26 protein-coding genes are annotated in these 23,987 nt (G+C 71.1%); 20 read left to right on the top strand and 6 right to left on the bottom strand.

Annotated features, from left to right (window positions below; all coding sequences use genetic code 11):
• Positions 1-123: 123 nt before the first annotated feature.
• Positions 124-462, top strand: coding sequence for a phage holin family protein (locus tag ABD927_RS03080; RefSeq protein WP_345246207.1), 339 nt, complete (start codon positions 124-126; stop codon positions 460-462).
• A 28-nt stretch (positions 463-490) separates the two neighbouring features.
• Entirely contained in the window at positions 491-1,345 is an 855-nt protein-coding gene (gene metF, locus ABD927_RS03075; RefSeq protein ID WP_345246205.1) for a methylenetetrahydrofolate reductase [NAD(P)H], read from the top strand.
• A gap of 13 nt (positions 1,346-1,358) precedes the next feature.
• On the opposite strand, the gene ABD927_RS03070 is transcribed toward metF, so the two are convergent.
• On the bottom strand, positions 1,359-2,096 hold the full coding sequence (locus tag ABD927_RS03070; protein WP_345246203.1) for a 5-formyltetrahydrofolate cyclo-ligase: 738 nt from the start codon (positions 2,094-2,096) through the stop codon (positions 1,359-1,361).
• Positions 2,097-2,151: 55 nt separating this feature from the next.
• Between ABD927_RS03070 and ABD927_RS03065 the strand changes: the two genes are divergently transcribed.
• The 4 genes from ABD927_RS03065 (at position 2,152) to ABD927_RS03050 (ending at position 6,708) form a co-directional block, all read left to right on the top strand.
• Positions 2,152-4,104, top strand: coding sequence for a lytic transglycosylase domain-containing protein (locus ABD927_RS03065; RefSeq protein WP_345246201.1), 1,953 nt, complete (start codon positions 2,152-2,154; stop codon positions 4,102-4,104).
• 27 nt (positions 4,105-4,131) lie between these two features.
• Entirely contained in the window at positions 4,132-5,100 is a 969-nt protein-coding gene (locus ABD927_RS03060) for a complex I NDUFA9 subunit family protein (RefSeq protein ID WP_345246199.1), read from the top strand.
• Positions 5,097-6,239 (top strand): tRNA nucleotidyltransferase/poly(A) polymerase-related protein, encoded by a 1,143-nt coding sequence (locus ABD927_RS03055; protein WP_345246197.1) that lies wholly within the window; start codon positions 5,097-5,099, stop codon positions 6,237-6,239. The genes ABD927_RS03060 and ABD927_RS03055 overlap by 4 nt, the downstream gene beginning before the upstream one ends.
• Before the next feature lie 106 nt (positions 6,240-6,345).
• On the top strand, positions 6,346-6,708 hold the full coding sequence (locus ABD927_RS03050; protein WP_345246195.1) for a YkvA family protein: 363 nt from the start codon (positions 6,346-6,348) through the stop codon (positions 6,706-6,708).
• 75 nt (positions 6,709-6,783) lie between these two features.
• Here the strand turns inward: ABD927_RS03050 and ABD927_RS03045 are convergent, their stop codons facing one another.
• A complete protein-coding gene (locus tag ABD927_RS03045; protein WP_345246193.1) occupies positions 6,784-7,959 on the bottom strand; it encodes a class I SAM-dependent methyltransferase in 1,176 nt (391 codons plus the stop codon).
• A gap of 92 nt (positions 7,960-8,051) precedes the next feature.
• On the bottom strand, positions 8,052-8,669 hold the full coding sequence (locus tag ABD927_RS03040) for an LON peptidase substrate-binding domain-containing protein (RefSeq protein WP_345246191.1): 618 nt from the start codon (positions 8,667-8,669) through the stop codon (positions 8,052-8,054).
• A gap of 159 nt (positions 8,670-8,828) precedes the next feature.
• Here ABD927_RS03040 and ABD927_RS03035 point away from each other — a divergent pair, with 159 nt between their 5' ends.
• The 4 genes from ABD927_RS03035 to ABD927_RS03020 all read left to right on the top strand — a co-directional run bounded on the left by ABD927_RS03035 (position 8,829) and on the right by ABD927_RS03020 (position 11,973).
• Positions 8,829-9,428, top strand: a complete 600-nt coding sequence (locus ABD927_RS03035) for a chromate transporter (protein ID WP_345246189.1) — start codon at positions 8,829-8,831, stop codon at positions 9,426-9,428.
• The gene (locus ABD927_RS03030; RefSeq protein ID WP_345246187.1) at positions 9,425-9,952 is read left to right on the top strand and encodes a chromate transporter; all 528 of its coding nucleotides are present in this window, start codon (positions 9,425-9,427) and stop codon (positions 9,950-9,952) included. The genes ABD927_RS03035 and ABD927_RS03030 overlap by 4 nt, the downstream gene beginning before the upstream one ends.
• A gap of 190 nt (positions 9,953-10,142) precedes the next feature.
• Positions 10,143-11,120 (top strand): tripartite tricarboxylate transporter substrate binding protein, encoded by a 978-nt coding sequence (locus ABD927_RS03025; RefSeq protein WP_345246185.1) that lies wholly within the window; start codon positions 10,143-10,145, stop codon positions 11,118-11,120.
• Between the two features lie 46 nt (positions 11,121-11,166).
• Positions 11,167-11,973: an SDR family oxidoreductase gene (locus ABD927_RS03020; protein WP_345246183.1), complete on the top strand. Its 807-nt coding sequence runs from the start codon at positions 11,167-11,169 to the stop codon at positions 11,971-11,973.
• A 29-nt stretch (positions 11,974-12,002) separates the two neighbouring features.
• Here the strand turns inward: ABD927_RS03020 and ABD927_RS03015 are convergent, their stop codons facing one another.
• Positions 12,003-12,926 carry a LysR family transcriptional regulator gene (locus ABD927_RS03015; RefSeq protein WP_345246181.1) on the bottom strand — a complete coding sequence of 308 codons (924 nt, stop codon included), beginning with the start codon at positions 12,924-12,926 and terminating at the stop codon, positions 12,003-12,005.
• A 138-nt stretch (positions 12,927-13,064) separates the two neighbouring features.
• Between ABD927_RS03015 and ABD927_RS03010 the strand changes: the two genes are divergently transcribed.
• Together ABD927_RS03010 and ABD927_RS03005 are read left to right on the top strand one after the other, a co-directional pair.
• Complete coding sequence (locus ABD927_RS03010; protein ID WP_345246180.1) at positions 13,065-14,018, top strand: dihydrodipicolinate synthase family protein; 954 nt, start codon at positions 13,065-13,067, stop codon at positions 14,016-14,018.
• Between the two features lie 4 nt (positions 14,019-14,022).
• Positions 14,023-15,750: an oxidoreductase gene (locus tag ABD927_RS03005; protein WP_345246178.1), complete on the top strand. Its 1,728-nt coding sequence runs from the start codon at positions 14,023-14,025 to the stop codon at positions 15,748-15,750.
• Positions 15,751-15,754: 4 nt separating this feature from the next.
• Here ABD927_RS03005 and ABD927_RS03000 read toward each other — a convergent pair whose 3' ends face one another.
• A complete protein-coding gene (locus tag ABD927_RS03000; protein WP_345246176.1) occupies positions 15,755-16,243 on the bottom strand; it encodes a GFA family protein in 489 nt (162 codons plus the stop codon).
• Between the two features lie 111 nt (positions 16,244-16,354).
• Here ABD927_RS03000 and ABD927_RS02995 point away from each other — a divergent pair, with 111 nt between their 5' ends.
• From ABD927_RS02995 to ABD927_RS02970, 6 genes are all read left to right on the top strand, one after another.
• The gene (locus tag ABD927_RS02995) at positions 16,355-17,167 is read left to right on the top strand and encodes an SDR family oxidoreductase (RefSeq protein ID WP_345246174.1); all 813 of its coding nucleotides are present in this window, start codon (positions 16,355-16,357) and stop codon (positions 17,165-17,167) included.
• An 11-nt stretch (positions 17,168-17,178) separates the two neighbouring features.
• Entirely contained in the window at positions 17,179-17,553 is a 375-nt protein-coding gene (gene folB / locus ABD927_RS02990) for a dihydroneopterin aldolase (RefSeq protein WP_345246172.1), read from the top strand.
• Entirely contained in the window at positions 17,550-18,569 is a 1,020-nt protein-coding gene (gene ttcA / locus ABD927_RS02985) for a tRNA 2-thiocytidine(32) synthetase TtcA (RefSeq protein WP_345246170.1), read from the top strand. The genes folB and ttcA overlap by 4 nt, the downstream gene beginning before the upstream one ends.
• 3 nt (positions 18,570-18,572) lie before the next feature.
• Positions 18,573-19,328 carry an ABC transporter ATP-binding protein gene (locus tag ABD927_RS02980; RefSeq protein WP_345246168.1) on the top strand — a complete coding sequence of 252 codons (756 nt, stop codon included), beginning with the start codon at positions 18,573-18,575 and terminating at the stop codon, positions 19,326-19,328.
• Positions 19,329-19,444: 116 nt separating this feature from the next.
• The gene (locus ABD927_RS02975; protein WP_345246486.1) at positions 19,445-20,203 is read left to right on the top strand and encodes an ABC transporter permease; all 759 of its coding nucleotides are present in this window, start codon (positions 19,445-19,447) and stop codon (positions 20,201-20,203) included.
• Between the two features lie 78 nt (positions 20,204-20,281).
• Entirely contained in the window at positions 20,282-21,274 is a 993-nt protein-coding gene (locus tag ABD927_RS02970; protein ID WP_345246166.1) for an ABC transporter substrate-binding protein, read from the top strand.
• A gap of 16 nt (positions 21,275-21,290) precedes the next feature.
• Here ABD927_RS02970 and ABD927_RS02965 read toward each other — a convergent pair whose 3' ends face one another.
• Positions 21,291-22,019, bottom strand: a complete 729-nt coding sequence (locus ABD927_RS02965) for a DUF3108 domain-containing protein (protein ID WP_345246164.1) — start codon at positions 22,017-22,019, stop codon at positions 21,291-21,293.
• A gap of 132 nt (positions 22,020-22,151) precedes the next feature.
• Here ABD927_RS02965 and ABD927_RS02960 point away from each other — a divergent pair, with 132 nt between their 5' ends.
• Both ABD927_RS02960 and ABD927_RS02955 read left to right on the top strand, forming a co-directional pair.
• Positions 22,152-23,159 (top strand): fumarylacetoacetate hydrolase family protein, encoded by a 1,008-nt coding sequence (locus tag ABD927_RS02960; protein ID WP_345246162.1) that lies wholly within the window; start codon positions 22,152-22,154, stop codon positions 23,157-23,159.
• Positions 23,156-23,953 (top strand): PhaM family polyhydroxyalkanoate granule multifunctional regulatory protein, encoded by a 798-nt coding sequence (locus ABD927_RS02955; protein ID WP_345246160.1) that lies wholly within the window; start codon positions 23,156-23,158, stop codon positions 23,951-23,953. Before ABD927_RS02960 ends, ABD927_RS02955 begins: the two co-directional genes overlap by 4 nt.
• The last annotated feature ends 34 nt before the right edge of the window (positions 23,954-23,987 follow it).

Here is a 23,987-nt window from a genome sequence, read left to right as displayed (position 1 = left end):
TACGCGCTTCGCGCGCCCCTCGAGGGGCGACGCCGGCGGACCGGCGGAGCCGGATCCGCGGCGTCCTGGGTCCAAGCTCGGGGGCCAGGCGCTGTAGAACGATTTCATCCTCTGGAGATTGTCATGACCCTGCTGCTCGTCTGGCTGCTCAACGCCGTCGCCCTGCTCATCGTCGCCTACCTGCTGCCCGGCATCGCGGTGGCCAGCTTCGGCTCGGCATTGATCGCGGCGCTGGTGCTGGGCCTGCTCAATTCGCTGGTCAAGCCGGTGCTGGTGCTGCTGACGCTGCCGATCACCATTGTCACGCTGGGCCTGTTCCTGATCGTGCTCAACGCGCTGCTGTTCTGGTTCGCCGGCTCGATCCTGAAGGGCTTCCAGGTCAACGGCTTCTGGTGGGCGGTGGCCGGCGCGCTGCTCTACAGCCTGATCTCGGGCGTGCTGTCGTCGATCATCCCGAGCTGAGCCTTCCATTCCTACGGACACGTTTCCCGTGAGTTCCCAGCCTTCTTCCTCCCCGCGCGCGGCGCCGGTCTACAGCCTGGAATTCTTCCCGCCGCGCGACGTGGCCGCGCAGGAACGTCTGGTGCGCGCCGCCAAGCAGCTTTTGCCCCTGGGCGCCGATTTCGCCAGCGTCACCTTCGGCGCCGGCGGCTCCACGCGCGCCGGCACGCTATCGGCGGCCGAGATGCTGCAGCGGCTCGGCTACGACGTCGCGCCGCACATTTCCTGCGTCGGCTCCACGCCCGACGACTTGCGTTCGGTGCTGGCCACCTACCGCGAGCACGGCATCCGCCGGCTGGTGGCGCTGCGCGGCGACATGCCCTCGGGCATGGGCGAGATGGGCGAACTGCGCTACGCCAGCGACTTGGTCGCCTTCATCCGCCGCGAAACCGGCGACTGGTTCAACATCGAGGTGGCCGCCTACCCCGAGATGCACCCCCAGGGCCAGACGCCCGAGCAGGACCTGGACCACTTCGTGCGCAAGATGCAGGCCGGCGCCAACGGCGCGATCACGCAGTACTTCTTCAACGCCGACGCCTATTTCGACCTGGTCGAGCGCGCCGCCGCGCGCGGCGTGACGGCGCCGATCGTGCCGGGCATCATGCCGATCACCAACTTCAGCCAGCTGGCGCGCTTCTCCGACATGTGCGGGGCCGAGATCCCGCGCTGGATCCGGCTGCGGCTGGCCGCCTTCGGCGACGACCGCGCCTCGATCCGAGCCTTCGGGCTCGACGTGGTCACCGCGCTGTGCCGGCGCCTGCTGGAAGGCGGCGCGCCCGGCCTGCATTTCTACACGATGAACCAGGCCGAGTCCGTGCTGGGGATCTGGAAAGCGCTGAAGTAGCCCCCGGCGGGCTTCACGCGCCTGCCGGCACCCAGCCGTTCTCGGTAACCACCGCGTCGAGCCGGGCGTCGTGGGGAGCGGGCACGTGTTCGTCCGGCCCCAGCGCGCCGCAGGCGTAGGCAACCCCGAACGCGGTCACGGCGCCGCCGCGGCGCAGTTGCGCCAGCGTGCGGTCGTAGAAGCCGCCGCCGTAGCCGATGCGGTCGCCTTGCGCCGTGAAGCCGAGCGTGGGCACCAGCACGATGTCGGGCCGCGCGGGCGCGGCGTCGGCCGGCTCGGGGATACCGTAGTCGCCGGCCCGCATCGCGGCGCCGGGCGTCCATAGGCGAAAGCCGAGCGGCGCGGCGCGGCGCTCGATCACCGGCAGCGCCAGGCACAGGCGCGGGTCGGCGGCCAGCCTGGCCAGCAGCGGCCGCAAGTCGGGCTCTTCGCCGATCGGCCAGAACGCCGCCAGCACGCGCGGGCCTGGGTAGGCATCCGTTTCGCCGGCGGCCCCTGCCGCAGCGGAGCCTTTCAGGGTGTTGGCGGCGCCGGCCGGCCCGGCCGCGCGCGCTTCGCCGGACCGGCCCCCCTCGATTCCGGCTTCCCACCGCCCCAGCCATTCGCGCACGCGAACCTCGATCAGCGCCGCGATCCGCGCATCGGCCTCGCTTCGCCGCTGGTTTCCGAGCGCGGCCCGCCGCGCCCGCAATCCGGCCCGCAGCCGGGCCAGCGCGGGGCCGGCGCCGGCCGGTCGCTGCGCGGACGCCACACTATCGCCGATGACCGCATCAGCCGTGGGTTTTGCCGGTGATATCCTACCCGTCATGGCCTGCCAGACCCTCCTTTTCCGATCCTGCATTACAGCACTGCTCGCCCTGTGGCTGGCAAGCGCCGCCGCGCAAGGCGAGCCGCCCGGCGCGCGTGACGCGCTGCTGGCTGCCCGCACCGCCGTGCAGACCGGCAACGCAGACCTGCTGCAGGCGCTGATCCCGCGCATCCAGGGCCACGTGCTGGCAGCCTACCCCGAATACTGGTGGCTGCGCCAGCAACTGGCCGACCCGAAGAAGCCGGTGCCGGAAGACGGGCTGCGCCGCTTCATCGAGCAGCACCGCGGCACCTACCTGGCCGAACGGCTGCGCGGCGACTGGATCGCCGCCGCCGAAAAGAACGGCGACTACGCCGCGATACGGGCCAACGCCGACACCACCGTCACCACGCCGCAGATCGACTGCGCCATCCTGCTGGCCCGCCACGACGGCGGCGACGCGGTCACCGCGCAGCGCGCCATGGCCGCCTTCGAGCCGGGCGACGCCTGCTGGGACCTGTACGACCGCCTGCAGGCCGATGGCGTGCTGCAATGGGACGACCTGGTCGTCCAGCTGCGCGCGATGACCGAAAGCAACGCGGTCACCGCCGCCCGGCGGCTGGCGCGCAACCTGTTCGACCCGGCCGGGCAGAAGGCCTTCGCCGCCGCACTCGACAAGCCCATGCCCTGGCTGGTCAAGGCCGACGCGCCGCGCGACCGCGAAAGCCGCGAACGGGTGGTGCAGGCGCTGGCGCGCCTGGCGCGCAACGACCTGTACGCGGGCTACGAATACTTCGAGCGCAACTGGGCGCAGCGCCTGCCCGCCGCCGACGCCGCCTGGGTGCGCAGCCAGTTCGCGCTGCAGGCCGCCCTCAAGCTCGACCCGGTCGCGCTCGACTGGTACGGCGCCAGCGAAAGCGCCCGGCTCACCGACTACAACGCCCAGTGGCGGGTGCGCGCCGCGCTGCGCCGCAGCCCGATCGACTGGGGCCTGGTGCAGCGCTATATCGGCCTGCTGCCGGCGCCGCTGCAGGACGAGCCGGCCTGGGTCTACTGGCGCGGCCGCGCCCTGGTCGCGCTGGGCGCGCAGGCCGAGGGGCAGCAGGCCTTCCGCCGGATCGCCGACCGCTTCGACTTCTACGGCCAGCTGGCGGCCGAGGAACTCGGCATCCCCACCACCATCCCGGTCAGCGCGCCTCCCGTCACGCCGGCCGAACTGGCCCAGGCGCAGTACAACCCCGGACTGCAGCGGGCGCTGGCCCTGTTCGACCTCGGCTGGCGCACCGAGGCCGTGCGCGAATGGAACTACGCGCTGCGCGGCATGGACGACCGCCAGCTGCTGGCGGCCGCCAAGCTGGCGCACGACGACGACATCTACGACCGCGCCGTCAACACCGCCGACCGCACCCGCAGCCAGCACGATTTCAACCTGCGCTTCCTGATGCCGTTTCGCGACGAACTGGTGGACAAGGCGCGCGAGATCGGCATCGATCCCACCTGGGTCTACGGCCTGATCCGGCAGGAGTCGCGTTTCGTGATGAACGCGCGGTCGAGCGCCGGCGCCAGCGGCCTGATGCAGGTCATGCCGGCCACCGCGAAGTGGGTGGCCAATCGCATCGGCATGCGAGGCTACAACCCGTCCGGCGTGACCGACTTCGACACCAATCTGACGCTCGGCACCAATTACCTGCGCATCGTGCTGGACAACCTGGGCGGCTCCGCGCTGCTGGCCTCGGCCGGCTACAACGCCGGCCCGCGCCGGCCCGACGCCTGGCGCGCCACGCTGAACGGGCCGGTCGAAGGCGCGATCTTCGCCGAGACCATTCCGTTCAACGAAACGCGCGACTACGTCCAGAAAGTGCTGTCGAACGCCACTTACTACGCGGCGCTGTTCACCGGCCAGCCGCAATCGCTGAAGGCCCGTCTCGGCACCGTCATTCCGCTGCCCGTGGAAACGACTAAGATTCCATAGTCATCCCGACAGGCAGGCATTTCCACCATGAAACATCAACGCGTACTCGTGATCGGCGGCTCCGGTTTCATCGGCAGCCACCTGGTCGCCCGGCTGGTGTCCGAAGGCCGGAAAGTGACGGTGCCCACCCGGCGCTACATCCGCGCCCGCCACCTGATCCTGCTGCCTACGGTCGACGTGATCGAAGCCGACATCCACGACGACGCCGCGCTCGCCGGCCTGGTGCAGGGCCAGGACGCGGTGGTCAATCTGGTCGGCATCCTGCATGGCGACCGCGGGCGGCCCTATGGCAAGGCGTTCCGCCGCAACCACGTCGAGCTGCCCGAGCGCATCGCGCGCGCCTGCGCCGCGCACGGGGTGCGCCGGCTGCTGCACATGAGCGCGCTGGGCGCCGATCCCGCCGGCCCGAGCATGTACCTGCGCTCCAAGGGCGACGGCGAGGCGGCCGTGCGCAAGGTATTCGACGCCTGGCCCGACGGCGCGCTGACGATCTTCCGGCCGTCGGTGGTGTTCGGCCCCGAAGACCAGTTCATGAACCGCTTCGCGTCGCTGGCGCGGCTGCTGCCGGTGCTGCCGCTGGCGGCCAGCTCGGCGCGGCTGCAGCCGGTCTACGTGGGCGACGTGGCGCTGGCGACGGCCCATGCGCTGGACGACCCGCGCACCTACGGCCGCAGCTACGCGCTGGCCGGGCCGCAGTCGTACACGCTGGGCGAACTGGTGGAGCGGGCCGCGGCCTGGAGCGGCCATCGCCGCCGCGTGCTGCCGCTGCCGCTGGCGCTGGGCAAGCTGCAGGCCGGCCTGCTGGAACTGCTGCCGGGCGAGCCGCCGCTGTCGCGCGACAACCTCGATTCGCTGTCGCGCGATGCCGTGACCGACGAGCCCATCGCCGCCGAACTCGACGTTCCGCCCACCGCGCTCGAGGCCATCGCGCCCGACTATCTCGGCAGCATGCGCACCGGCACGCGCTACGACCTGCTGCGCAGCCGACGGACATGACCCCCCCTACGCGCTTATCGGCTACGCAAGGGCTCGACGTCTATGTGGTGGGCGGCGCGGTGCGCGACGCGCTGCTCGGGCTGCCGGCCGGCGACCGCGACTGGGTGGTGCTGCGCGCCACGCCGGAAGAAATGTCCGATCGCGGCTTCGTGCCTGTGGGCGGCGACTTCCCGGTGTTCCTGCATCCGGCCACGCACGAGGAATACGCGCTGGCGCGCACCGAGCGCAAATCCGGCCGCGGCTATCGCGGCTTCACCTTCCATACCGGGGCCGACGTCACGCTGGAAGACGATCTCGGGCGGCGCGACCTCACCATCAACGCGATCGCGCAGGCGCCCGACGGCCGGCTGGTCGACCCCTACGGCGGCCGGCAGGACCTGGAGCGCCGCGTGCTGCGCCACGTGGGCCCGGCCTTCGCCGAAGACCCGGTGCGCATCCTGCGGCTGGCGCGCTTTGCCGCGCGCTTCGCCGATTTTTCGGTGGCGCCCGAAACGCTGGCGCTGTGCCGCGCAATGGTCGAATCGGGCGAGGCCGACGCGCTGGTGCCCGAACGGGTGTGGCGCGAAATCTCGCGCGGGCTGATGCAGGACCATCCTTCGCGCATGATCGCGGTGCTGCGCGACACCGGCGCGCTGGCCCGCATCGCGCCGGGCCTGGCGGCGGACCCGGCCACCGACGCGCTGCTCGACCGCGCGGCCGGCGAAGGCCTGCCGCTGGCGGGCCGCTACGCGCTGCTGTGCACGGCGGCGGCCGATCCGGCCGCGCTGTCCAGGCGCCTGCGCGCGCCGGCCGAATGCGCCGACCAGGCGCGCCTGCTGAAAGAACTGCTGCCAGCCTTGCGCGAGGCCGGCGGCAGCCATGCCGCGCCGCGCGATTCGGGTTCCGGCGATGCCGCCGGCCGCGACGCGACGCTGCGCACGCTGGAGCGAGCCGATGCGCTGCGCAAGCCACAACGCTTCGCCGAACTGCTGCAGGCCGCGCGGCTGGCCGCGCCGGTCGATCCCGCCCGCTGGCAGGCGAGCCTGGACGCCATCCGCACCGTCGATGCGGGCGCCGTCGCCCGCGAGCACGCCGGCGATCCCGGCCGCATCAAGGACGCCGTGCGCCAGGCGCGGCTGCGCGCGCTGTCGGCGCATTGAGAACGATCCGCGTCGGCGAAGAACATCGCCAGGCCGGCGGAACGAAACCGGGTGGCCGGGGTCAGTTGAAAGCCCAGCCGCAATCCAGTGCCGGAGCCGATCCGAGATGAAACGACTTCCCCACGCCTTCGGGCGCCGCCAGGCCGATAGTGGATTGATGCGCCGGCTCGCGCGCCATGCGCGCGGCGCCGGCGCGCAGGTAGTGGAAAAAGTGCTGTGGCTGTACTACGCGGCCCAGGATCCGGCCACCCCGCGCTGGGCGCGGACGGCCATCTACGGCGCGCTCGGCTACTTCATCCTGCCGTTGGACGCCGTGCCCGATTTCATCCCCGGGGTGGGCTTCGGCGACGACCTGAGCCTGCTAGTCACGACCATGGCGGCCACCGCGCTGTACGTGACGGACGACGTCAAGGCCAAGGCGCGGCAAACGATGGCCGGCTGGTTCGGCGATACGCGCGGCGTGCGCTGAGCGGCGGCCGGCGCCCTTCGCAGCCTCCATCGCGCGCAATGGCCGGCCCGGTCCAGGCCGGCAACCGGCCCGCCGTCAGAGCGCGTGGCGCCGGTCGCCGCGGGCGAAGCCGATCAGCGGCTGCGACAGGCCGCGCCCCACCGCCAATACCTTGAACAATTCCCCCATCTCCGCCGGCGACAGCAGCTTCTGCACCGGCGCGACGGCGCGCGCGTGGCCGCGGGCGTCGGACGGGTCCGCCGCAGCCAGCAGTTCCGCCAGCCCCGCGTTCATCAGGAACGACGCCTGCGCGGCATAGCCCAGCACCTCGAGGCCGCCCTCCAGCGCGGCCTCGGCCATGGCAGTGAAGTCGACGTGGGCGGTGATGTCCTGCACGCCCACGGCCACCAGCGGATCGGCGTGCGCCACGTGGCGCAGGTGGCACATCAGCGTGCCCTCCAGCCGCTGCGGATGGTAATACTCGCTGCGCCCGAAACCGTAGTCGATCAGCAGCGCGGCCCCGGCCTCCAGCCACTGGCCCATGCCGCGCACGAAGGCCTCGGCGCGCGGATTGATTTCCGACACATAGCCGGGCAGCGGCGGCATGCGCGCAGCCACCATCCCGGCCAGCCCAGCCGGCGCCGGCCGGTCGGCCCACGCGAAACGGTCGCCCGACCAGGCCACGCCGCGTTCCAGCAGCGCCGTCTCGCCCCAGCGGAACAGGCGCACCGGCATGGCGTCGAGGACCTCGTTGGCCAGCACGCAGCCGCGGAAGGACTCCGGCAGGCGGTCGAGCCAGCGCACCCGTTCGCCGCGGCGCGCCAGCCGGGCCTGCTGGCGCTCGCGCAGGTCGGCCGACACTTCGATGATCTGGTAGGACACGCGCAGCCCCAGGGCATCGCAGGCATCGAGCACCGATTCGGCCAGCGCGCCGGTGCCGGCGCCGAATTCCAGCACGTCGGCGCCGCCGCAGCCGGCCAGCACCTGCGCCACCTGGCGCGCCAGCGTGGCGCCGAACAGCGGCGTCAACTCGGGCGCGGTCACGAAATCGCCGGCCGGCGCCAGATCGGCGCCGCCGGCCAGCTTGCGGCTGCCTGCGGCGTAATAGCCCAGGCCCGGCGCGTACAGCGCCTGGTCCATGAAATCCTCGAACGACAGCCAGCCGCCGGCCGCGTCGATGCGGCGGCGCAGGTAACGCGCCACGGCTTCGGCGTGCGCCTGCGAATCGGGGTCGAGCGGGGGGAGCCTGTCGGGCATCGGCAAGGGGTTCATGGCGGGGATTTTCTCATGCGGCGCGTGCCGACCGCGCTGGGTCCCGGCCGATGGTCCGGGAGGCGGGGCGCGGCAGTTCGCGGGCGCTGGCGCTAGGGCGCCAGCAGCCCGCGCCGGTCGAGTTCGGCGTGCATCTCGCGCAGCCGCTGCGCCGGGTCTTCCTGCAGCAGCAGTTCCTGCTTGCGCTGCGGCGGCAACGGCAGCAATTCGGCCCAGCGGTCGGCCACCCAGCCGCATTCGTCCAGCCGGAATGGCGGCGCGATCGGCATCTCGGCCGCGGCCACTCCGCCGCGCTGCAGGCTGGCGATGAAACGGCCGAGCGCGTCGGCCGCGGCCTGCAATCCTGGCGGCAATTCCACCGGCGTGTCGGACGGCACCGGCTCGGTTTCGCCCACCCACAGGCCATGCCTGAGCTGGCGCGGCGCGGCCAGGCGGAATTTGCCCACGCCCAGGCAGCGCAGCTGCAACAGCGCCGGCATCGGCGCTTCCCATGCTTCGATGCGCGCCATGGTGCCGGCCTGCGCCAGCGTTTCGGAGGCGCCGGGAACACGGACCTCGCTGCCTTCCAGCAGCGGCACCACGCCGAAGCCGCTGCCGTCGGCGATGCATTTCTTGATCATGTCGAGGTAGCGCACCTCGAAAATGCGCAAGTGCAGCACGCCATCCGGGAATAGCGCCCGGGCCAGCGGGAATAGCGGTGTCGGCTCCATCCCGGCATGATGACACGGAAGCGGGACGGCCGGCATCCGGCTTGCGGCCCACGGAACGCTTTATCGCCAGACCCTTTAGTGCTTAAGATTATTAACTGATCCTCGACGTCTCCACTATTCCGGCGCGTTTCCGGCAACTCTCGAATCACGGCCACCCTCATGCACCAGCCATCCCCCGGCTCCCAGGCTCCCGGCCAGCCCGGCGACGCCTTCGTCCCCACGCTCGGACAAGTCTTCAAGGCCTTCGCCAAAGTGGGCCTCACCAGCTTCGGCGGCGGCCTGAGCGGATGGATGATGCGCGACTTCGTGCACCGCCGTGCCTGGATCTCGGAGACGGAATTCCTGACCGGACTGGCGCTGGCGCAGTCCTTCCCGGGCGTCAACGTGGTGAACCTGGCGATCTGGCTCGGCTTTCGCCTGCGCCAGGGGCCGGGCGCATTGATGGCTGCGCTGGGCATCGTGGTGCCGCCCATGTGCCTGGCCATCGGCCTGGCGGCGGCCTTCGCCAGCATCAGCCAGTCGCAGCCGGTGCACGTGGCGCTGTCGGGCGTGGCCGCCGCGGCGGTCGGCCTGTCGCTGCAGACCGGGCTGCGCGCCGCGCAGCGCGCGGCCGCCGAGCTGATGCCGCTGGCGGTCATGGCGGTCACCTTCATCGGCATCTTCCTGCTGCGCCTGCCGCTGCTGACGGTCATCGCGGCCATGGCGCCCCTGTCGATCGGCCTGGCCTTCGCCCGCCGGCGCGCCCGGAGGCCCGCATGAACGTCAAGATCCTGCTCAATATACTGGGCGTCTTCGGGCCGCTTTCCCTTCTCACCGTCGGCGGCGGCCAGAGCGTGATCGCCGACGTCCACCGGCAGGCGGTCGACGTCTACGGCTGGATGAGCGACGCGGAATTCCTGAACCTCTACGCGCTGTCTCGCATCATCCCCGGGCCCGGCTCGCTGCTGGCCACGCTGGTGGGCTGGCAGGCCGCCGGCCTGGCCGGCGCGCTGGTGGCATCGGTCGGCATCTTCATCCCCAGCTCGGTGCTGGTGTACGCGCTGGCGCACGTGTGGGCCCGGTTCCGCCACACGCCCGGGCTGCAGGCCATCGAGGCCGGCCTGGTGCCGGTGGCGGCGGGCATGATCCTGGCGGCGTCGTGCACCATCCTGCGCGCGGCCGAGGGCGGCGTGTGGGCGTGGGGGATGGCGGCGGTGTCGACGCTGGCGCTGATGTATACGCGGATCAGCCCGTTCGTGATGCTGGGCATCGGGGCGGTGTTGTTCCTGGCGGTGCAGCCCTAGGCCAGCCATTAGGCTGAACCGAATAATCGGTAAGTATTATGAATTTGATCCTATGTTTGCGCGTTGCTCTAATGCGCAGACGCTAGGGCGGACGACACAAGCTTCGTTCAGTCCCTGACGACAAGCCACGCACGGGCGGCCGTTCCGACGGACCGACCGGCGGCAAGTTCACGACTGGACGGAGACGACTATGAATCCATGCAGGCGCGCAGCCCTATTGCTGGCGTGCGCGGCAGGCCTTGCCTCGGCCTTGCCCATCACCGCGCAGGCCGATGCCTGGCCCGACAAACCCATCCGATTGATCGTGCCGTTCCCGCCCGGCGGCGCCACCGACATCCTGGCGCGCCAGATCGGCCAGAAGCTCGGCGAGCGCCTGAAGGTGCAGGTGGTGGTCGACAATCGCGGCGGCGCCGGCGGCAACATCGGCACCGGCATGGCCGCCAAGGCGCCGGCCGACGGCTATACGCTGCTGCTCGCGCCGGGCAGCACGCTGGCCATCAATCCATCGCTGTATAGCGAGCTGCCCTTCGACCCCGTCAAAGACTTCGAACCGATCTCGCAACTGGTGGTGGTGCCCTACGTGCTGGTGGTGCACCCATCCGTCCCGGTGCGGTCGGTGCGCGAGCTCATCGCCCTGGCCAAGGCCAAGCCGGGCAGCCTGACGTACGCGTCGTCGGGCAGCGGGCAGGCCACCCATCTGGCCGGCGTGCTGTTCAACCAGCAGGCCGGCACGTCGATGCTGCACGTGCCCTACAAGGGCGCCGGCCCGGCCTCCGCCGACCTGGTGGGCGGCCAGGTATCGATGATGTTCGCCAACATGGGCTCGATGCTGCCCTTCATCAAGAGCGGCAAGGCCATTCCGCTGGGCACCACCACGGCCCAGCGCAGCCCGCTCCTGCCGGAGGTGCCGACGGTGGCCGAATCCGGCGTGCCCGGCTACGAGATCAGCGAGTGGTTCGGCATCGCCGCGCCGGCCGGCACCCCACGCGCCATCGCCGACCGGGTGCACGACGAACTGGTGGGCATCCTGCCCGGGATGTCGAAAGACCTGCTCGCCCAGGGCTTCTCGCCGGTGGGCAGCACGCCCGAGGCGTTCGCCCGGCTGATCCGCGACGACATCGCCAGATGGTCCGTGATCATCAAGGAAGCGGACGTCCGCATCAATTGAAGCAACCGGGGCGCGCGGCGCCCTCATTCACAGCGAAGGCAATCGAATGGATCCCATCGGACAACACGGGAAAGGGCTGGATTTCAGTTGCCGGGGCCAGCGGGCCCTGGTCACCGGCGCGGCATCGGGCATCGGCCGGGTGATCGCCGAGGCGCTGCTCGACGCTCAGGCCCAGGTATACGTTTGCGACGTGTCGGCCGAGGCGCTGGCCGAATGCGAACAGGCCCTGCCCGGCGTACGCACCGCCCGCGCCGACGTGTCAGACGCCGGGCAGGTCGACGCCATGTTCGCCCGCATCGCCGAGGACTTCGGCGGGCTCGACATCCTCGTCAACAACGCCGGCGTGACCGGACCGGTGGGCCCCATCGAAGACAACGACCCGGCGCAATGGGAACGCAACATGCAGGTCAACGTGAATGGCATGTTCTATTGCACCCGGCGCGCCGTCCCCATGCTGAAACAGGCGGGCGGCGGCGCCATCGTCAATACTTCCTCGGTGGCTGGCCGCATGGGCTACCCGGGCCGCGCCGGCTACGCCGCCTCGAAGTGGGGCGTGGTCGGGCTGACGCGCAGCCTGTCCGCCGAACTCGGGCCGCACAACATCCGCGTCAATGCGGTGCTGCCGGGCACCGTCGAGGGCGAACGCCACGAGCGGCTGTATGCGGAACGGGCGAAGCGGCAGAACATGACCTTCCAGGAAGCCGAAGCGCTCTACACGACGCAGGTGGCGCTGCGGCGCTTCGTCACGCCGCGCGACATCGCCGCCGCGGTCGTGTTCCTGTGCTCGCCCGCCGCGCGCAACATCTCGGGCCAGGCCCTCGGAGTGTGCGGCGACGTCCAGTACATGCGCTGAGGGCGCCGGCCGGCGGCGCCGCGGCGCGCTCAGCGCGCGGCGGCGCGGGCCCCGATGCCGGTGGCCTCGATGCGCTCGCGCAGCAAGGCCTCGAACCGCTGCGCGGCCGGCGAGGCGGTACGGTCGCGGCGGCGGCCGATCACGATGCGGCGCCTGGGCGTGGGATTGCGCAGCCGGCGCCACGCCAGCCCGGCCATGTTGACCTCGGGCAGCACGGTAAGCGGCACGATGGTCATGCCGAACCCGGCCCTCACCATGGCCAGCGCGGTGAACATGTTGGCCGTCTCGTACTCGTTGCGCTTGTCGATGCGGTTGTGCCGCAGCGCATGCCGTACCTGCTCGCGTATGCTCGATTGCAGGGCGGTAAGGATCAGCGCCTCGCTTTCCAGCGATGTCCAGGACAGGATCCGGCGCCGGGCCAGCGGGTGCGACTCCGGCAGCACGGCCACCAGTTCCTCCACGAACAGATCGTCGAAGTCCAGGTCGCGCGTGCCTTCGCTGTACGCGCAGATGGCGAAATCGTCCTCGCCCTGGGCCAGCCGGTCGAGCAGGGAGCCGTTGTGGTCTTCGTAGAGGCTGACCGTCAGGCCCGGAAAGCGCGTGCGCATTTCCCCCAGCGACTGGGTGACGATGCCGACCGCCAGCGACGGCAGGGTCGAGACGGTCAGATGCCCCCGCTCCAGGCGGGCGATGGCCTTGGCGTCTTCGCAGGCCTGGTCGATCTCGAACAGGCCGCGCTTCATCTTGCGCAGCAGCGATTCGCCGGCGGTGGTGAGGATGACGCGGCGGGTGGTGCGATCGAACAGCCGCACGCCCAGCCCGGCCTCCAGTTCGCCGATCAATTGCGAGAAAGCGGGCGGCGTGACGTGCAGGCTCTCGGCGGCGCGCGCGAACGATAGCGCCTCGGCCGCGGCGATGAAGCCTTCGATCTGCCTGAGCGTGATGTGGCGCATGCGGGGCATTTCCGATACTTAGGCCGCACGATAATAATCGATAAAAACAATGAAGTTGTTCTTACTATTGAACGACGCTGTAATGCCGGCATCTTTGCCTGCCAAGCCGCATAGCGGCCGCACCTCCGAGGAGACGTGATGAGCAAGTACCCCGATTTCGTTCCGCGCGGCGTCATTCCCGCCTGCCTGCTGCCGTTCAAGGAAGACCTGTCGATCGACGAGGCCGCCTATCGCAGCCATCTGCGCGACGTGGCCCGGGTCGACGGCGTCGACGCCATTACCGTCAACGCCCATTCGACCGAGGTCAACGCCTGCTCCTTCGAGGAGCAGCGGCGCGTGCTCGACGTGACGCTGGACGAGATCGGCGACCGGACGCCGGTTATCGCCGGCGTCTATGCCGACGGCAGCTTCGAGGCGGCCCGCATCGCCCGCATGGCCGAGCGCGGTGGCGCCTCCTGCCTGCTGGTCTTTCCTCCCGGCCCGTTCGCGCTCGGCACCCATGGCCGGCCCGAGATCGCCGTCACGCACTTCAAGACCATCGCCGACGCCACCGACCTGCCCATGATCTGCTTCCAGTATCCGCTGGCCGGCGGCCTGGGCTACCCGCTCGACACGCTGCTGGCATTGGTCGAGGCGGTACCGTCCATCAGGGCGATCAAGGATTGGTGCAACAACGTTCCGCAGCACGAACGGCACATTCGCGTGCTGCAGAGCCTGCCGCGGCCGGTCAACGTGCTGACTACCCACAGCGCCTGGCTGTTCGGCTCGCTCGCGCTCGGCTGCAACGGCCTGCTGTCGGGATCGGGCAGCGTGATCGCCGACCTGCACGTGGCGCTGTGGCGCGCCGTCCGCGCCGGCGACCTGGCGCTGGCGCGCCGGCTCAACGACCGGATCGCGCCGCTGGCCGCCGCCTTCTACGCCGATCCTTTCATCGACATGCACAACCGCATGAAACAGGCCCTGTACGCGCTGGGCCGCATCCCGTGCCCGGCGGTGCGCCCGCCGCTGGTCACGCCCCGCCCGGCCGACATCGAGGCCGTCAGGCGAGCCCTCGAAGCGGCCGGCGTGACGCGCGCCGGCGCCTTCGCCTGAAGCGATGGACCCGCTGTTCCAGCCGGGGCAGATCGGCACGCTGCAACTGCGCAACCGCATCGTCATGGCGCCCATGACGACCCGCCTGGCCACCGCCGACGGCCACGTCACCGATGCGACCATCGCCTATTTCCGCGCCCGCGCGGCGGGCGGGGCCGGGCTGCTGACGGTCGAGATGGCATCGCCCGAACGCGTCGGCCGGCACCGGGCGCACGAACTCGGGATCCACGACGACCGCTTCCTGCCCGGCCTGGCGCGGCTGACCGGCGTCCTGCACGAGCACGGGGCCAAGGTATCGATCCAGCTCGGCCACGCCGGCGGCCATACGCGCGCCGACATCTGCGGCGAGACGCCGATCGCGCCCTCGGCGCTGCCGCACCATGTCTACGAAGGGCACGGCGAGACCATCGTCCCGCTGGCGATGGACCGCGCCAGGATCGAACAGACGATCGCGGCCTTCGTCGACGCGGCGGCCCGCGCGCGGCGGGCCGGCTTCGATTGCGTCGAACTGCATGCGGCGCACGGCTACCTGCTGTCGCAGTTCCTGTGTCCGGCGGAAAACCGGCGCGACGACGAATACGGCGGCTCGCTGGAAAACCGCGCCCGCATCGGGCTGCGGATCGTGCGCGGCATCAAGGAGAGGCTGCCCGGCTTTCCCGTGATCTACCGCCTGAGCGCCGACGACCTGTTCGACGGCGGCCTGCGGGCCGATGAGGCCGAGCAGGTGGCGCAATGGGCGGCGCAGGCCGGCGCCGACGCCATCCACGTCAGCGCCGCCCACTACCGCTCGCAGCCGTCGGCCGAGCTCATGATCCCGCCGATGGCCTTCCCCGAAGGCGTGTTCCTGCCTTACGCGCAACGGATCCGGCGCCGCGTCGGCGTGCCGGTGATCGCGGTGGGACGGCTCGGCAGTCCCGCCGTGGCGCGCGCCGCGCTCGCCGAGGGCCGGGCCGACTTCATCGCGCTGGGACGCAGCCTGCTGGCCGATCCGGACTGGCCGGCCAAGGTCCTTGCCGGCCGGCCGGTCCGGCGCTGCGTGGCCTGCAACACCTGCGTGAACGATATGCGAGGCGGCAGCCGCCTCCTATGCCTGGTCAATCCGGCGGCCGCCGACGAGACCCGCTTTCCACCCGGCGGCGCATCGGTCCGGGGCGAACGGATCTGCGTGGTGGGCGCCGGGCCGGCCGGCCTGTCGTATGCGCTGCTGGCCGCCCCGGCCAACCGGGTCACCGTGCTCGAGCGCGGGCTGGTCGCCGGCGGCGCGCTGCGCCAGGCCGGCAAGGCGCCGAGATTCCAGGACGTGGCGGCCGACGAGTCCGCCTTGCGGCGCTATGCGGAAGAACTGGCGGCGGCATGCCGGGATGCCGGCGTCGACCTGCAGTTCGGCGTGGACGTCCGCCGCGAGCCGGCACGGCTGCAAGGCTACGACCGGATCGTGGTGGCCACCGGCGCGCGCTACCGCTTCGGGCTCGGCTGGCTGGCCCGGGCGATGCTGGAACGGGGCTGGGCCCGGTCGCGGCTGGCGCGCGGCCTGTTCGAATCCGGACGGCTGCGCGACTGGCTTTACTACCGCGCCCGCCGTCCCACCGGCGCGGCCATCGCGCGGCTGGCCGCGCCGGGACAGCGGGTGGACGTCATCGGCGATGCCGCCCGCGCGGGCAAGAGCCGGGACGCGATCCTGTCCGGCTACCGCGCGGCATACGGGGAGCCGCCCGCCGCCGGGCGGGGCTGAGCGCTCAGCGTTCCAGCCCCAGCCGCTGGTGCCATTCTGCGATCGACTCCTCCGGATAGACATCGAACTGCTTGTCCTTCGGCCCGGCCTGCACCTCCACCCACGGCGCCTTGGAACCCAGCATCAGATGCGTATGCTCCGGCGGCACCGGCAGCGGCGTATCGATGGCCGACGCGAACGGATGCACCAGTTCCGGCCATTCCGGGCTGAACAGCCACAGCGCGCTGCCGCAGCGGCGGCAGAAATGCCGTTCGGCGGTGCTGGCGTGGGAACGCCGCTCGCCCGCTTCGCGCAGCTTGGCGTGGTAGACGGAGATATCGTCGCGCCCGGTCACCTTCAGCGTGCGCGCGTCGCCGCCCAGGTTGATGGCATAGCCTCCCCCGCCCTGCGTCTTGCGGCAGATCGAGCAATAGCAGCGCTGGTAGGGATAGGGATGGGCGCTCTGCAGGCTGAACCTTACGGCGCCGCAATGGCAGGAACCTTCTAGCAGCATGGTGGCGCACCTCGTGGTTGCGTGTATCGCCGTCGCGCGGCAGCCCGGCGGGGCTTGGTAAACTGCGGGAACGCGCTGGCGGCATGCCGGCCTTTCGCATTTTACGTTCCCATGACCGCTCCTTCCGCTTCGCCCCGCCCCGTCGCGCTGGTGACGGGCGCCGCACGCCGCATCGGCCGCGAGATCGCGCTGGCGCTCGCCCGCGCCGGCTGGGACGTGGCCGTCCATTACGCGCACTCGCGCGACGACGCGCTGGCCACCGAATCGGCCCTGCGCGGCCTGGGCGTGCGGGCGGAAACCTTTGCCTGCGACCTTGCCGACCCGCAGGCGCTGGCCGGGCTGGTGACGGCCGTGGAAAGCCGCTTCGGCCGCATCGACGCGCTGGTCAACAACGCCGCCCACTTCGATTACGACGACGCCGGCAGTTTCGACGCCGCCTCGCTGCAGCGGCACATGCTGCCCAACCTGGTGGCGCCGGTGGTGCTGGCGCGCGAGCTGGCGCGGGCGGTCGGGCGCCGCGGCGCGCAGGCGCGCGGGGTGGTGGTCAACCTGCTCGACCAGAAGCTGTGGAACTACAATCCCGACTTCTTTTCCTACACGCTGAGCAAGGCCGCGCTCGAATCGGCCACCACCATGCTGGCGCAGGCGCTGGCGCCGGCGGTGCGGGTGGTGGGCGTGGCGCCGGGGCTGACCATGATCAGCCATCTGCAAACGCCTCAGCAGTTCGCGCAGACCCACGCCATGGCGCCGCTGGGCCACGGCAGCCGGCCGGAAGACATCGCCGACGCCGTCGCCTTCGCGCTGCGCAATCCGTCGATCACCGGCACCACGCTGGTGGTGGACGGCGGCCAGCACCTGGTGCGCTTCGAGCGCGATTTCAGCATGATGCATTCCACGGCGGCCCCGGCCGCCGGCAACTCTTGAGCCGAACACCCATGCGGACCCGTCGCATCTTTTTCAACCGCCTGGCCGTCGACGCCCAGATCGGCATTCTCGACCACGAGCGCGGCGCCACCCAGCCCGTGCACGTCGACGCCGAGATCGACCTGGCCGCGGCCGACATTCCCCGCCACGACGGCATCGCCGAAGTGCTGGACTACCGCCGGCTGCGCGAGGCGATCGTCGACGAGTGCACCCGCACCCACGTCAACCTGATCGAGACCCTGTGCGACCGGCTGGCCGCGCGCCTGCTGGCGCAGTTCGCCGAAGTCAGCCACGTGCGGCTGCGCGTCAGCAAGCCGCAGGCCTTCGCCGACTGTTCGGCGGTCGGGGTGGAGATCTCGCTCGGCCGGGAGGACGCGCAAGCATGAGCACCGCCGCCGACATCGCCAACGACGCCGCAACCGATACGGCGGCCGGCATCGCGGCCGCCGCCGACGACCGCGCCGCGCTGGCCGCGCGCGCCCGCCAGCGCCACGAACGCGAGCGCAACAAGCTCGACAAGCGGCTGATGCGCGACCTGGGCCGCGCGGTGGCCGACTACAACATGATCGAACCGGGCGACCGCGTGATGGTGTGCCTGTCGGGCGGCAAGGATTCCTACGGCATGCTCGACCTGCTGATGAAGCTGCGCGAGCGGGCGCCGATCGATTTCGAGATCGTCGCGGTCAACCTCGACCAGAAGCAGCCCGGCTTCCCGGACGACGTGCTGCCGCGCTACCTGTCGGGCCTGGGCATCCCCTTCCACATCGAGACGCAGGACACCTATTCCATCGTCACGCGCCTGGTGCCCGAGGGCAAGACCATGTGCTCGCTGTGCTCGCGGCTGCGGCGCGGCATCCTGTACGGCGTGGCCGACCGACTGGGGGCCACCAAGATCGCGCTCGGCCACCACCGCGACGACATCCTGGCCACCTTCTTCATGAACATGTTCTACGGCGGCCAGCTCAAGAGCATGCCGCCCAAGCTGGTGTCCGACGACGGCCGCCACACCGTGATCCGCCCGCTGGCCTACGTGAAGGAAGACGACCTCGTCGCCTACGCCGAGTGGAAGGCCTTCCCGATCATCCCGTGCAATCTGTGCGGCTCGCAGGACAACCTGAAGCGCGTGGAAGCCAACCGGCTGATCGACGAATGGGAGCAGCGCTACCCCGGCCGCGTCGAGAACATCTTCAACGCGCTGTCGCGGGTCACGCCGTCGCATCTGATGGACCGCGGCCTGTTCGACTTCTTCAATCTCAAGCCCACCGGCGTGCCCGATGCCGACGGCGACACCGCGTTCGACCCGATCGACCCGCAGGCCCCGGCCGCGGCCTGCGGCGACGATGCCGAACCGGGCCTCGACGGCGAGCGGACGCTGCATTTCGTCCGTCCGGGCAAGCGCTGAGCGATGGCCGCGCCGGTCTTGCAGGCACAGGGCGCGGCGCGGCGCTTTCCGAACGGCACGCAGGCGCTGGCGCCGGTCACGCTCGACGTGGGCGCGGGCGAGTTCGTCAGCCTGCTGGGGCCGTCGGGCTGCGGCAAGACCACGCTGCTGCGGCTGTTCGCCGGGCTGGACCATCCCAGCGCGGGCCGCATCGGGCGCGGCCCCGAGGCCGGACGGCTGTCCTATGTATTCCAGGATCCGACCTTGATGCCGTGGGCGACGGTGGCGCGCAACGTGCGCCTGCCGTTCGACCTGCGGCGCGGCCCCGGCCGGCTGGGCGCGGCCGAGCGGCAGCGCCGGGTCGACGCTGCGCTGAAGCGGGTCGGCCTCGGCGAGTTCGCCGATGCGCTGCCGCACGAACTGTCGGGCGGCATGCGGATGCGCGTATCGATCGCCCGCGCGCTCGTTACCGACCCGGCCGTGTTGCTGATGGACGAGCCCTTCGGCGCGCTCGACGACATCACCCGCCAGCGGCTGGACGACGACCTGCTGGCCGTGGCGCGCGCGCAGCGGCTGACGGTGGTGTTCGTGACCCACAGCATTTTCGAGGCGGTGTATCTGTCGAGCCGCGTGATCGTCATGTCGCCGCGCCCGGGCCGCGTCACGGCCGACATCCCGATCGACGCGCCCGTGCGCGACGCCGCGTTCCGCGTTTCGCCCGAATTCGCCCGCTTCGCGGCGCGGCTGCAGGCGGAGCTGGCGGAGGCCCACGAAGCATGAGCCCACCCCCTGCGCGCTTCGCGCGCCCCCTCGAGGGTGCGATGCGGGCGGACCGGCGGAGCCGGATCCGCCGCATCCTGGATGGGACGGCGCGGGTTCGTGCGTCGTCGCTGCGGATGTCGGCGCCGGTGGCGGTAGCCGTGCTGTCCGTCGTACTGTGGCACGCCCTGGTGCGGCTGTTCGACGTGCCTTCCTATCTGGTCCCCTCCCCGGTCGACGTGGCCCGGGCGCTGGCGCGCGATTGGGGCCTGCTGTCGGGCTCGCTGTGGTTCACGCTGAAGGTGACCGGCCTGGCGCTGGCCGCAGCCACCCTGCTGGGCGTGCTGCTGGCCTTCCTGTTCGTGCAGAACCGGCTGATCGAGGCCAGCCTGTTCCCGTACGCGGTGCTGCTGCAGGTCACGCCCATCGTGGCGATCGCGCCGCTGCTGATCATCTGGATCGACGATACCGTGGCGGCGCTGACGCTGTGCGCGGCCATCGCTGCGATCTTCCCGATCATCAGCAACACGGTGCTCGGCCTGCGCAGCGTGGACCCGGGCCTGCTCGACTACTTCCGGCTGCAGCGCGCCAGCCGCTGGCAGGTGCTGTGGCGGCTGCGGGTGCCGTCGGCGCTGCCGGCCTTCTTCGGCGGGTTGCGCATCGCCTGCGGGCTGGCGCTGATCGGCGCCGTGGTGGCCGAGTTCGTGGCCGGCACCGGCGGCACGCAGACGGGGCTGGCCTACCAGATCCTGCAGGCGGGCTACCAGCTCAACATCCCGCGCCTGTTCGCGGCGCTGTTCCTGATCACGGTGACCGGCGTGGCGCTGTTCGCGGTAATGACGCTGCTGGGCCGGCTGGCGCTGGGCCGCTGGCATGCCAGCGAACGCGAGCACTGAGGCACGACGCCATCGCCAGCGAAGGCCGGCAGGCACTACACTTGCCGCCATCCCCCCGAAGACAATTGGAGCGCCCCCATGCGAATCCTCTCTTTCGTCCGCCTGCTGTCGACCGCCGGCGCCCTGCTGGTCGCGGCCTGCGCCAGCGCCGCCGGCGGCCCGCCCGACAAGATCGTGTTCGGCTCGAACTGGTACGCCCAGGCCGAGCACGGCGGTTTCTACCAGGCCGTGGCCGAAGGCATCTACAAGAAGCACGGCCTCGACGTCGAGATCCGCATGGGCGGCCCCCAGGTCAACGTGCTGCAATTGCTGCTGGCCGGCAAGTACGACATCGCGATGGGCGACGACCTGCAAACGCTCAAGGGCATCGAACAGGGCCTGCCGCTGGTCACGCTGGCCACCACCTTCCAGCGCTCGCCCACCGTGCTGGTGGCGCACCCCGGCCCGCAGAAGCTGGAAGACCTGAAAGGCCACACGCTGTTCATCGGCCAGGCCAGCGAGACCACCTTCTGGCCCTGGCTGAAGAGCCGCTACGGCTTCACCGACGCCCAGAAGAAGCCCTACACCTTCTCGGTGCAGCCCTTCCTGGCCGACAAGAACTCGGCCACCCAGGGCTACCTGGCCTCGGAACCCTTCACCATCCAGCGCGAAACCGGCGCCGCGCCCACCGTGTTCCTGCTGGGCGACTACGGCTATCCTCCGTATGCGCAAACCGTGGTGGCCACGCAGAAGAGCCTGGCGGCCAAGAAAGACGCGCTGCGGCGCTTCATCGAGGCCAGCGCCGAAGGCTGGAAGAGCTATCTGAAGAACCCCGCGCCGGGCAACGCCCTGATCCGCAAGGACAACCCCCAGATGACGCAAGACCTGCTGGACTACGGCGTCGACGCGCTGCGCCGCGCGCACCTGGTGGACGGCGGCGACGCCGCCGCTCGCGGCCTGCTGACGATGACCGACGAACGCTGGCAGGCCACGCGCGATTTCATGGTCAAGGAAAAGCTGCTGGACCCGAAGGTGGACGTGCGCAAGGCCTACACCACCGAACTGGTGGACCAGGTGCGCGTGCTGCCGTAAAAGGCGCCGATCCCGCCTAGCGCTCGATGCGGGTCAGCACCTGGTCCAGCGAATCGCCGCTCGTCTCTTGCGACAGCACCCGCACCGGCAGCCAGTCGTAGGCGGACGACAGCCAGACCTCGATCTTCTGGCCGTCGTCGTGGTCGCGTTCGCGCACCAGGTGCACCGCGTCGATCTTGCCCAGCGTGGTGTCGAGCTGTTCGTTGCCCACGGCCTTGAAGCGCCAGGTGTCGCTGTGGCTCGAGCCCGCCACGCGGAAGCTCGCCACCTTGCCGGCCGCGAAGGCGCCCGGATCGGCGCGCCCCATCGCGGCCAGCTGCATCAGCACCGACATGCGGTCCTGCATGCCGGCGGCATAGGGCTCTTGGCTGCCGCCGGTGTAGCGCACCTGGCCGGCCTGGGCATCGAAATCCACCGCCTTGACCTTGCGGTTGCGGGTTTCCTGGTAGCGCGCGGGATGCACGCCGGCGTCGTCCACGCTGCCGTTGCTGGCGAATTCGAAGCTGAACACCAGGAAGCTGCCGTGGTTGACCAGGCGGTAGCTGCCGCCGTCGCGCGACCAGTCGAGCTGGCTTTCGACATTGATGCGAAAGCCCTTGGCCGTTGCCTTGAGCTGGTAGGTGAGCCGCGCCGAAGGCGGCGGCGCCAGCGGCGCGGCGGCGGCCGCGGCGGCAGCCGCCGCCAGGGTGCAGGCGGCGGCCCAGCGGGCCAGGCGCCCGGGCGAAAAGAAGGAACGCGTCATCATCGTGCATGCGCCGCGACGGCCAGCGGCCGCCGAGCAAAGAAAGGGTCGAACGGATATCGTACCGGACATCCACGGCCGGCATTGCCGCGCGGCCGTGGTAACGTTGATCGTCCACGCAACATCCGCAAGCCTATGAAACTCGCATCCTGGCGCGACGGCTCCCGCGACGGCCAGCTCATCGTGGTATCGCGCGACCTTTCCACCGCGCATTTCGCCACCGATGCCGCCCCCACGCTGCAGCGCGCGCTCGACGACTGGAACTTCATCGCCCCGCAGTTGCAAGACCTGTACGACGCGCTCAACGCCGGCCGCGCGCGCCACCCCTTTCCCTTCGATCCGGCGCGCTGCGCGGCGCCGCTGCCGCGCGCCTACATGCGAGCCGAAGCGGCGGCCTGCCCGGGCCAGGCCGGCGACGCGGCGCCGTCGCGAACGCCGCGCAGCGCCCCCGTGCTGCGCCAGGCCGGCAGCGATGATCTGCTGGGGCCGACCGACGACATCGTGTGCGGCGCAGAAGCCTTCGGCATCGATTTCGAGGCCGGCCTGGCCGCGATCACCGGCGACGTCCCGCTGGGCAGCACGGCGGTCGAGGCGGCCGACGCGATCCGGCTGCTGATGCTGGTCAACGGCGTGGCGCTGCGCGAACTGGAAGCGGACGAACGCGCCGCGGGCCAGGGCTTCTTCCTCAGCCGGCCGGCCGCCGCGTTCTCGCCGGTCGCGATCACCCCCGACGAATTGGGCGCGGCCTGGCGCGACGGCAGGGTGCATCTGCCGCTTACCGTGACATGGAACGGCACGCCGGCCGGCCGCCCGCAGGCCGGCGTCGACATGGCCTTCGGTTTCCCCACGCTGATCGCGCAGCTGTGCAAGACACGCAATTGCCGCGCCGGCAGCATCGTCGGCACCGGCCCGGTGTCGAACCGCGACCCCGAGGCCGGCTATGCCAGCATCGCCGAACAGCGCGGCCGCGAGATCGCTGCCGCAGGCAGCGCGCGCACCGGCTTCCTGCAGTACGGCGACCATCTCCGCATCGAGATGCTCGACGCCGGCGGCGCCAGCCTGTTCGGCGCGATCGACCAGGCCGTGCGCGGCCCCGCTTCATCACCCGAACCCGGCCCGGCCGGTCCAAGGACGACGCCATGATTTCCAACCCGGGCAATCCCTTCGGCTTTCCCGGCGCCGCGCCCGACGCCGCCGCCAATCCAGTGCTGCAGAGCCTGGAAATGATGCGGCAGATGTGGGGCAGCCTGACGCCGGCCGCGCCGGTTTCCCCTTCCATGGGGCTGGACGAACTCGACCGCCGCATTACCGACCTGCGCGCCATCGAGAACTGGCTCAATCTGAACCTGACGATGCTGCGCGGCACGATCCAGGGGCTGGAGGTGCAGCGCGCCACGATTTCCACGCTGCGCTCGTTCGCCGAGGCGGTCGGCAATCCCTACGCCAGCCACGACGATGCCGGCGCCGCGGCGGCCAAGGATGCGGCGCCATCGCCGCTGGAAGTCGTGCTTGGGCTCAGGCCGGCCGCGCCGTCGGCGGCCGCCGGGCCGGCTCCTGCCCCGCCCGCAATGCCGGCCGCCGAACCGCCCCGGGCGGAGCCGGCGGCGAATGAGCCCGGCGCATCTTCCGCCGGCGAAGCCGCCGCGCCGCTGCATGGCATGCCCGCGGCCCAGGCCTGGTGGTCGATGCTGCAGGATCAGTTCAACCGCATCGCCGCGGCCACGGCGCAGACCTTGCCCCACCAGGCCGCCGCCGCGCCGGCCGCCCAGGGCGGCGCGGGCCCCGCCAAGCCATCGCCCCGGCCGCGGGCCGGCGCGGCGCGCAAGGCCGCCGGCAAGACCGCGGCCAAGGCCGCCACGCCCACGCCCCCGGCCAAGACGGCGCGCAAGCGCGCGCCCGCCAAGCGCGCCGCACGGGCGCCCAAGAGCGGGGCATGAACGCGCCTGGCCCCGCCGCACGCAGGAAGGTGCT

The organism is Pigmentiphaga soli (assembly GCF_039541095.1).
Classification (GTDB): Bacteria; Pseudomonadota; Gammaproteobacteria; order Burkholderiales; family Burkholderiaceae_B; genus Pigmentiphaga; species Pigmentiphaga soli.
This window is presented reverse-complemented; position numbering and strand designations above follow the sequence as displayed.

Bases quoted from the DNA above. Each gene is read 5' to 3' on its own strand.
- ABD927_RS03080 (WP_345246207.1), top strand. From the start codon at position 124: ATGACCCTGCTGCTCGTCTGGCTGCTCAACGCCGTCGCCCTGCTCATC.
- ABD927_RS03065 (WP_345246201.1), top strand. From the start codon at position 2,152: ATGGCCTGCCAGACCCTCCTTTTCCGATCCTGCATTACAGCACTGCTC.
- ABD927_RS03060 (WP_345246199.1), top strand. From the start codon at position 4,132: ATGAAACATCAACGCGTACTCGTGATCGGCGGCTCCGGTTTCATCGGC.
- ABD927_RS03055 (WP_345246197.1), top strand. From the start codon at position 5,097: ATGACCCCCCCTACGCGCTTATCGGCTACGCAAGGGCTCGACGTCTAT.
- ABD927_RS03050 (WP_345246195.1), top strand. From the start codon at position 6,346: ATGAAACGACTTCCCCACGCCTTCGGGCGCCGCCAGGCCGATAGTGGA.
- ABD927_RS03045 (WP_345246193.1), bottom strand. From the start codon at position 7,959: ATGAACCCCTTGCCGATGCCCGACAGGCTCCCCCCGCTCGACCCCGAT.
- ABD927_RS03040 (WP_345246191.1), bottom strand. From the start codon at position 8,669: ATGGAGCCGACACCGCTATTCCCGCTGGCCCGGGCGCTATTCCCGGAT.
- ABD927_RS03035 (WP_345246189.1), top strand. From the start codon at position 8,829: ATGCACCAGCCATCCCCCGGCTCCCAGGCTCCCGGCCAGCCCGGCGAC.
- ABD927_RS03030 (WP_345246187.1), top strand. From the start codon at position 9,425: ATGAACGTCAAGATCCTGCTCAATATACTGGGCGTCTTCGGGCCGCTT.
- ABD927_RS03025 (WP_345246185.1), top strand. From the start codon at position 10,143: ATGAATCCATGCAGGCGCGCAGCCCTATTGCTGGCGTGCGCGGCAGGC.
- ABD927_RS03020 (WP_345246183.1), top strand. From the start codon at position 11,167: ATGGATCCCATCGGACAACACGGGAAAGGGCTGGATTTCAGTTGCCGG.
- ABD927_RS03015 (WP_345246181.1), bottom strand. From the start codon at position 12,926: ATGCGCCACATCACGCTCAGGCAGATCGAAGGCTTCATCGCCGCGGCC.
- ABD927_RS03010 (WP_345246180.1), top strand. From the start codon at position 13,065: ATGAGCAAGTACCCCGATTTCGTTCCGCGCGGCGTCATTCCCGCCTGC.
- ABD927_RS03005 (WP_345246178.1), top strand. From the start codon at position 14,023: ATGGACCCGCTGTTCCAGCCGGGGCAGATCGGCACGCTGCAACTGCGC.
- ABD927_RS03000 (WP_345246176.1), bottom strand. From the start codon at position 16,243: ATGCTGCTAGAAGGTTCCTGCCATTGCGGCGCCGTAAGGTTCAGCCTG.
- ABD927_RS02995 (WP_345246174.1), top strand. From the start codon at position 16,355: ATGACCGCTCCTTCCGCTTCGCCCCGCCCCGTCGCGCTGGTGACGGGC.
- folB (WP_345246172.1), top strand. From the start codon at position 17,179: ATGCGGACCCGTCGCATCTTTTTCAACCGCCTGGCCGTCGACGCCCAG.
- ttcA (WP_345246170.1), top strand. From the start codon at position 17,550: ATGAGCACCGCCGCCGACATCGCCAACGACGCCGCAACCGATACGGCG.
- ABD927_RS02980 (WP_345246168.1), top strand. From the start codon at position 18,573: ATGGCCGCGCCGGTCTTGCAGGCACAGGGCGCGGCGCGGCGCTTTCCG.
- ABD927_RS02975 (WP_345246486.1), top strand. From the start codon at position 19,445: ATGTCGGCGCCGGTGGCGGTAGCCGTGCTGTCCGTCGTACTGTGGCAC.
- ABD927_RS02970 (WP_345246166.1), top strand. From the start codon at position 20,282: ATGCGAATCCTCTCTTTCGTCCGCCTGCTGTCGACCGCCGGCGCCCTG.
- ABD927_RS02965 (WP_345246164.1), bottom strand. From the start codon at position 22,019: ATGATGACGCGTTCCTTCTTTTCGCCCGGGCGCCTGGCCCGCTGGGCC.
- ABD927_RS02960 (WP_345246162.1), top strand. From the start codon at position 22,152: ATGAAACTCGCATCCTGGCGCGACGGCTCCCGCGACGGCCAGCTCATC.
- ABD927_RS02955 (WP_345246160.1), top strand. From the start codon at position 23,156: ATGATTTCCAACCCGGGCAATCCCTTCGGCTTTCCCGGCGCCGCGCCC.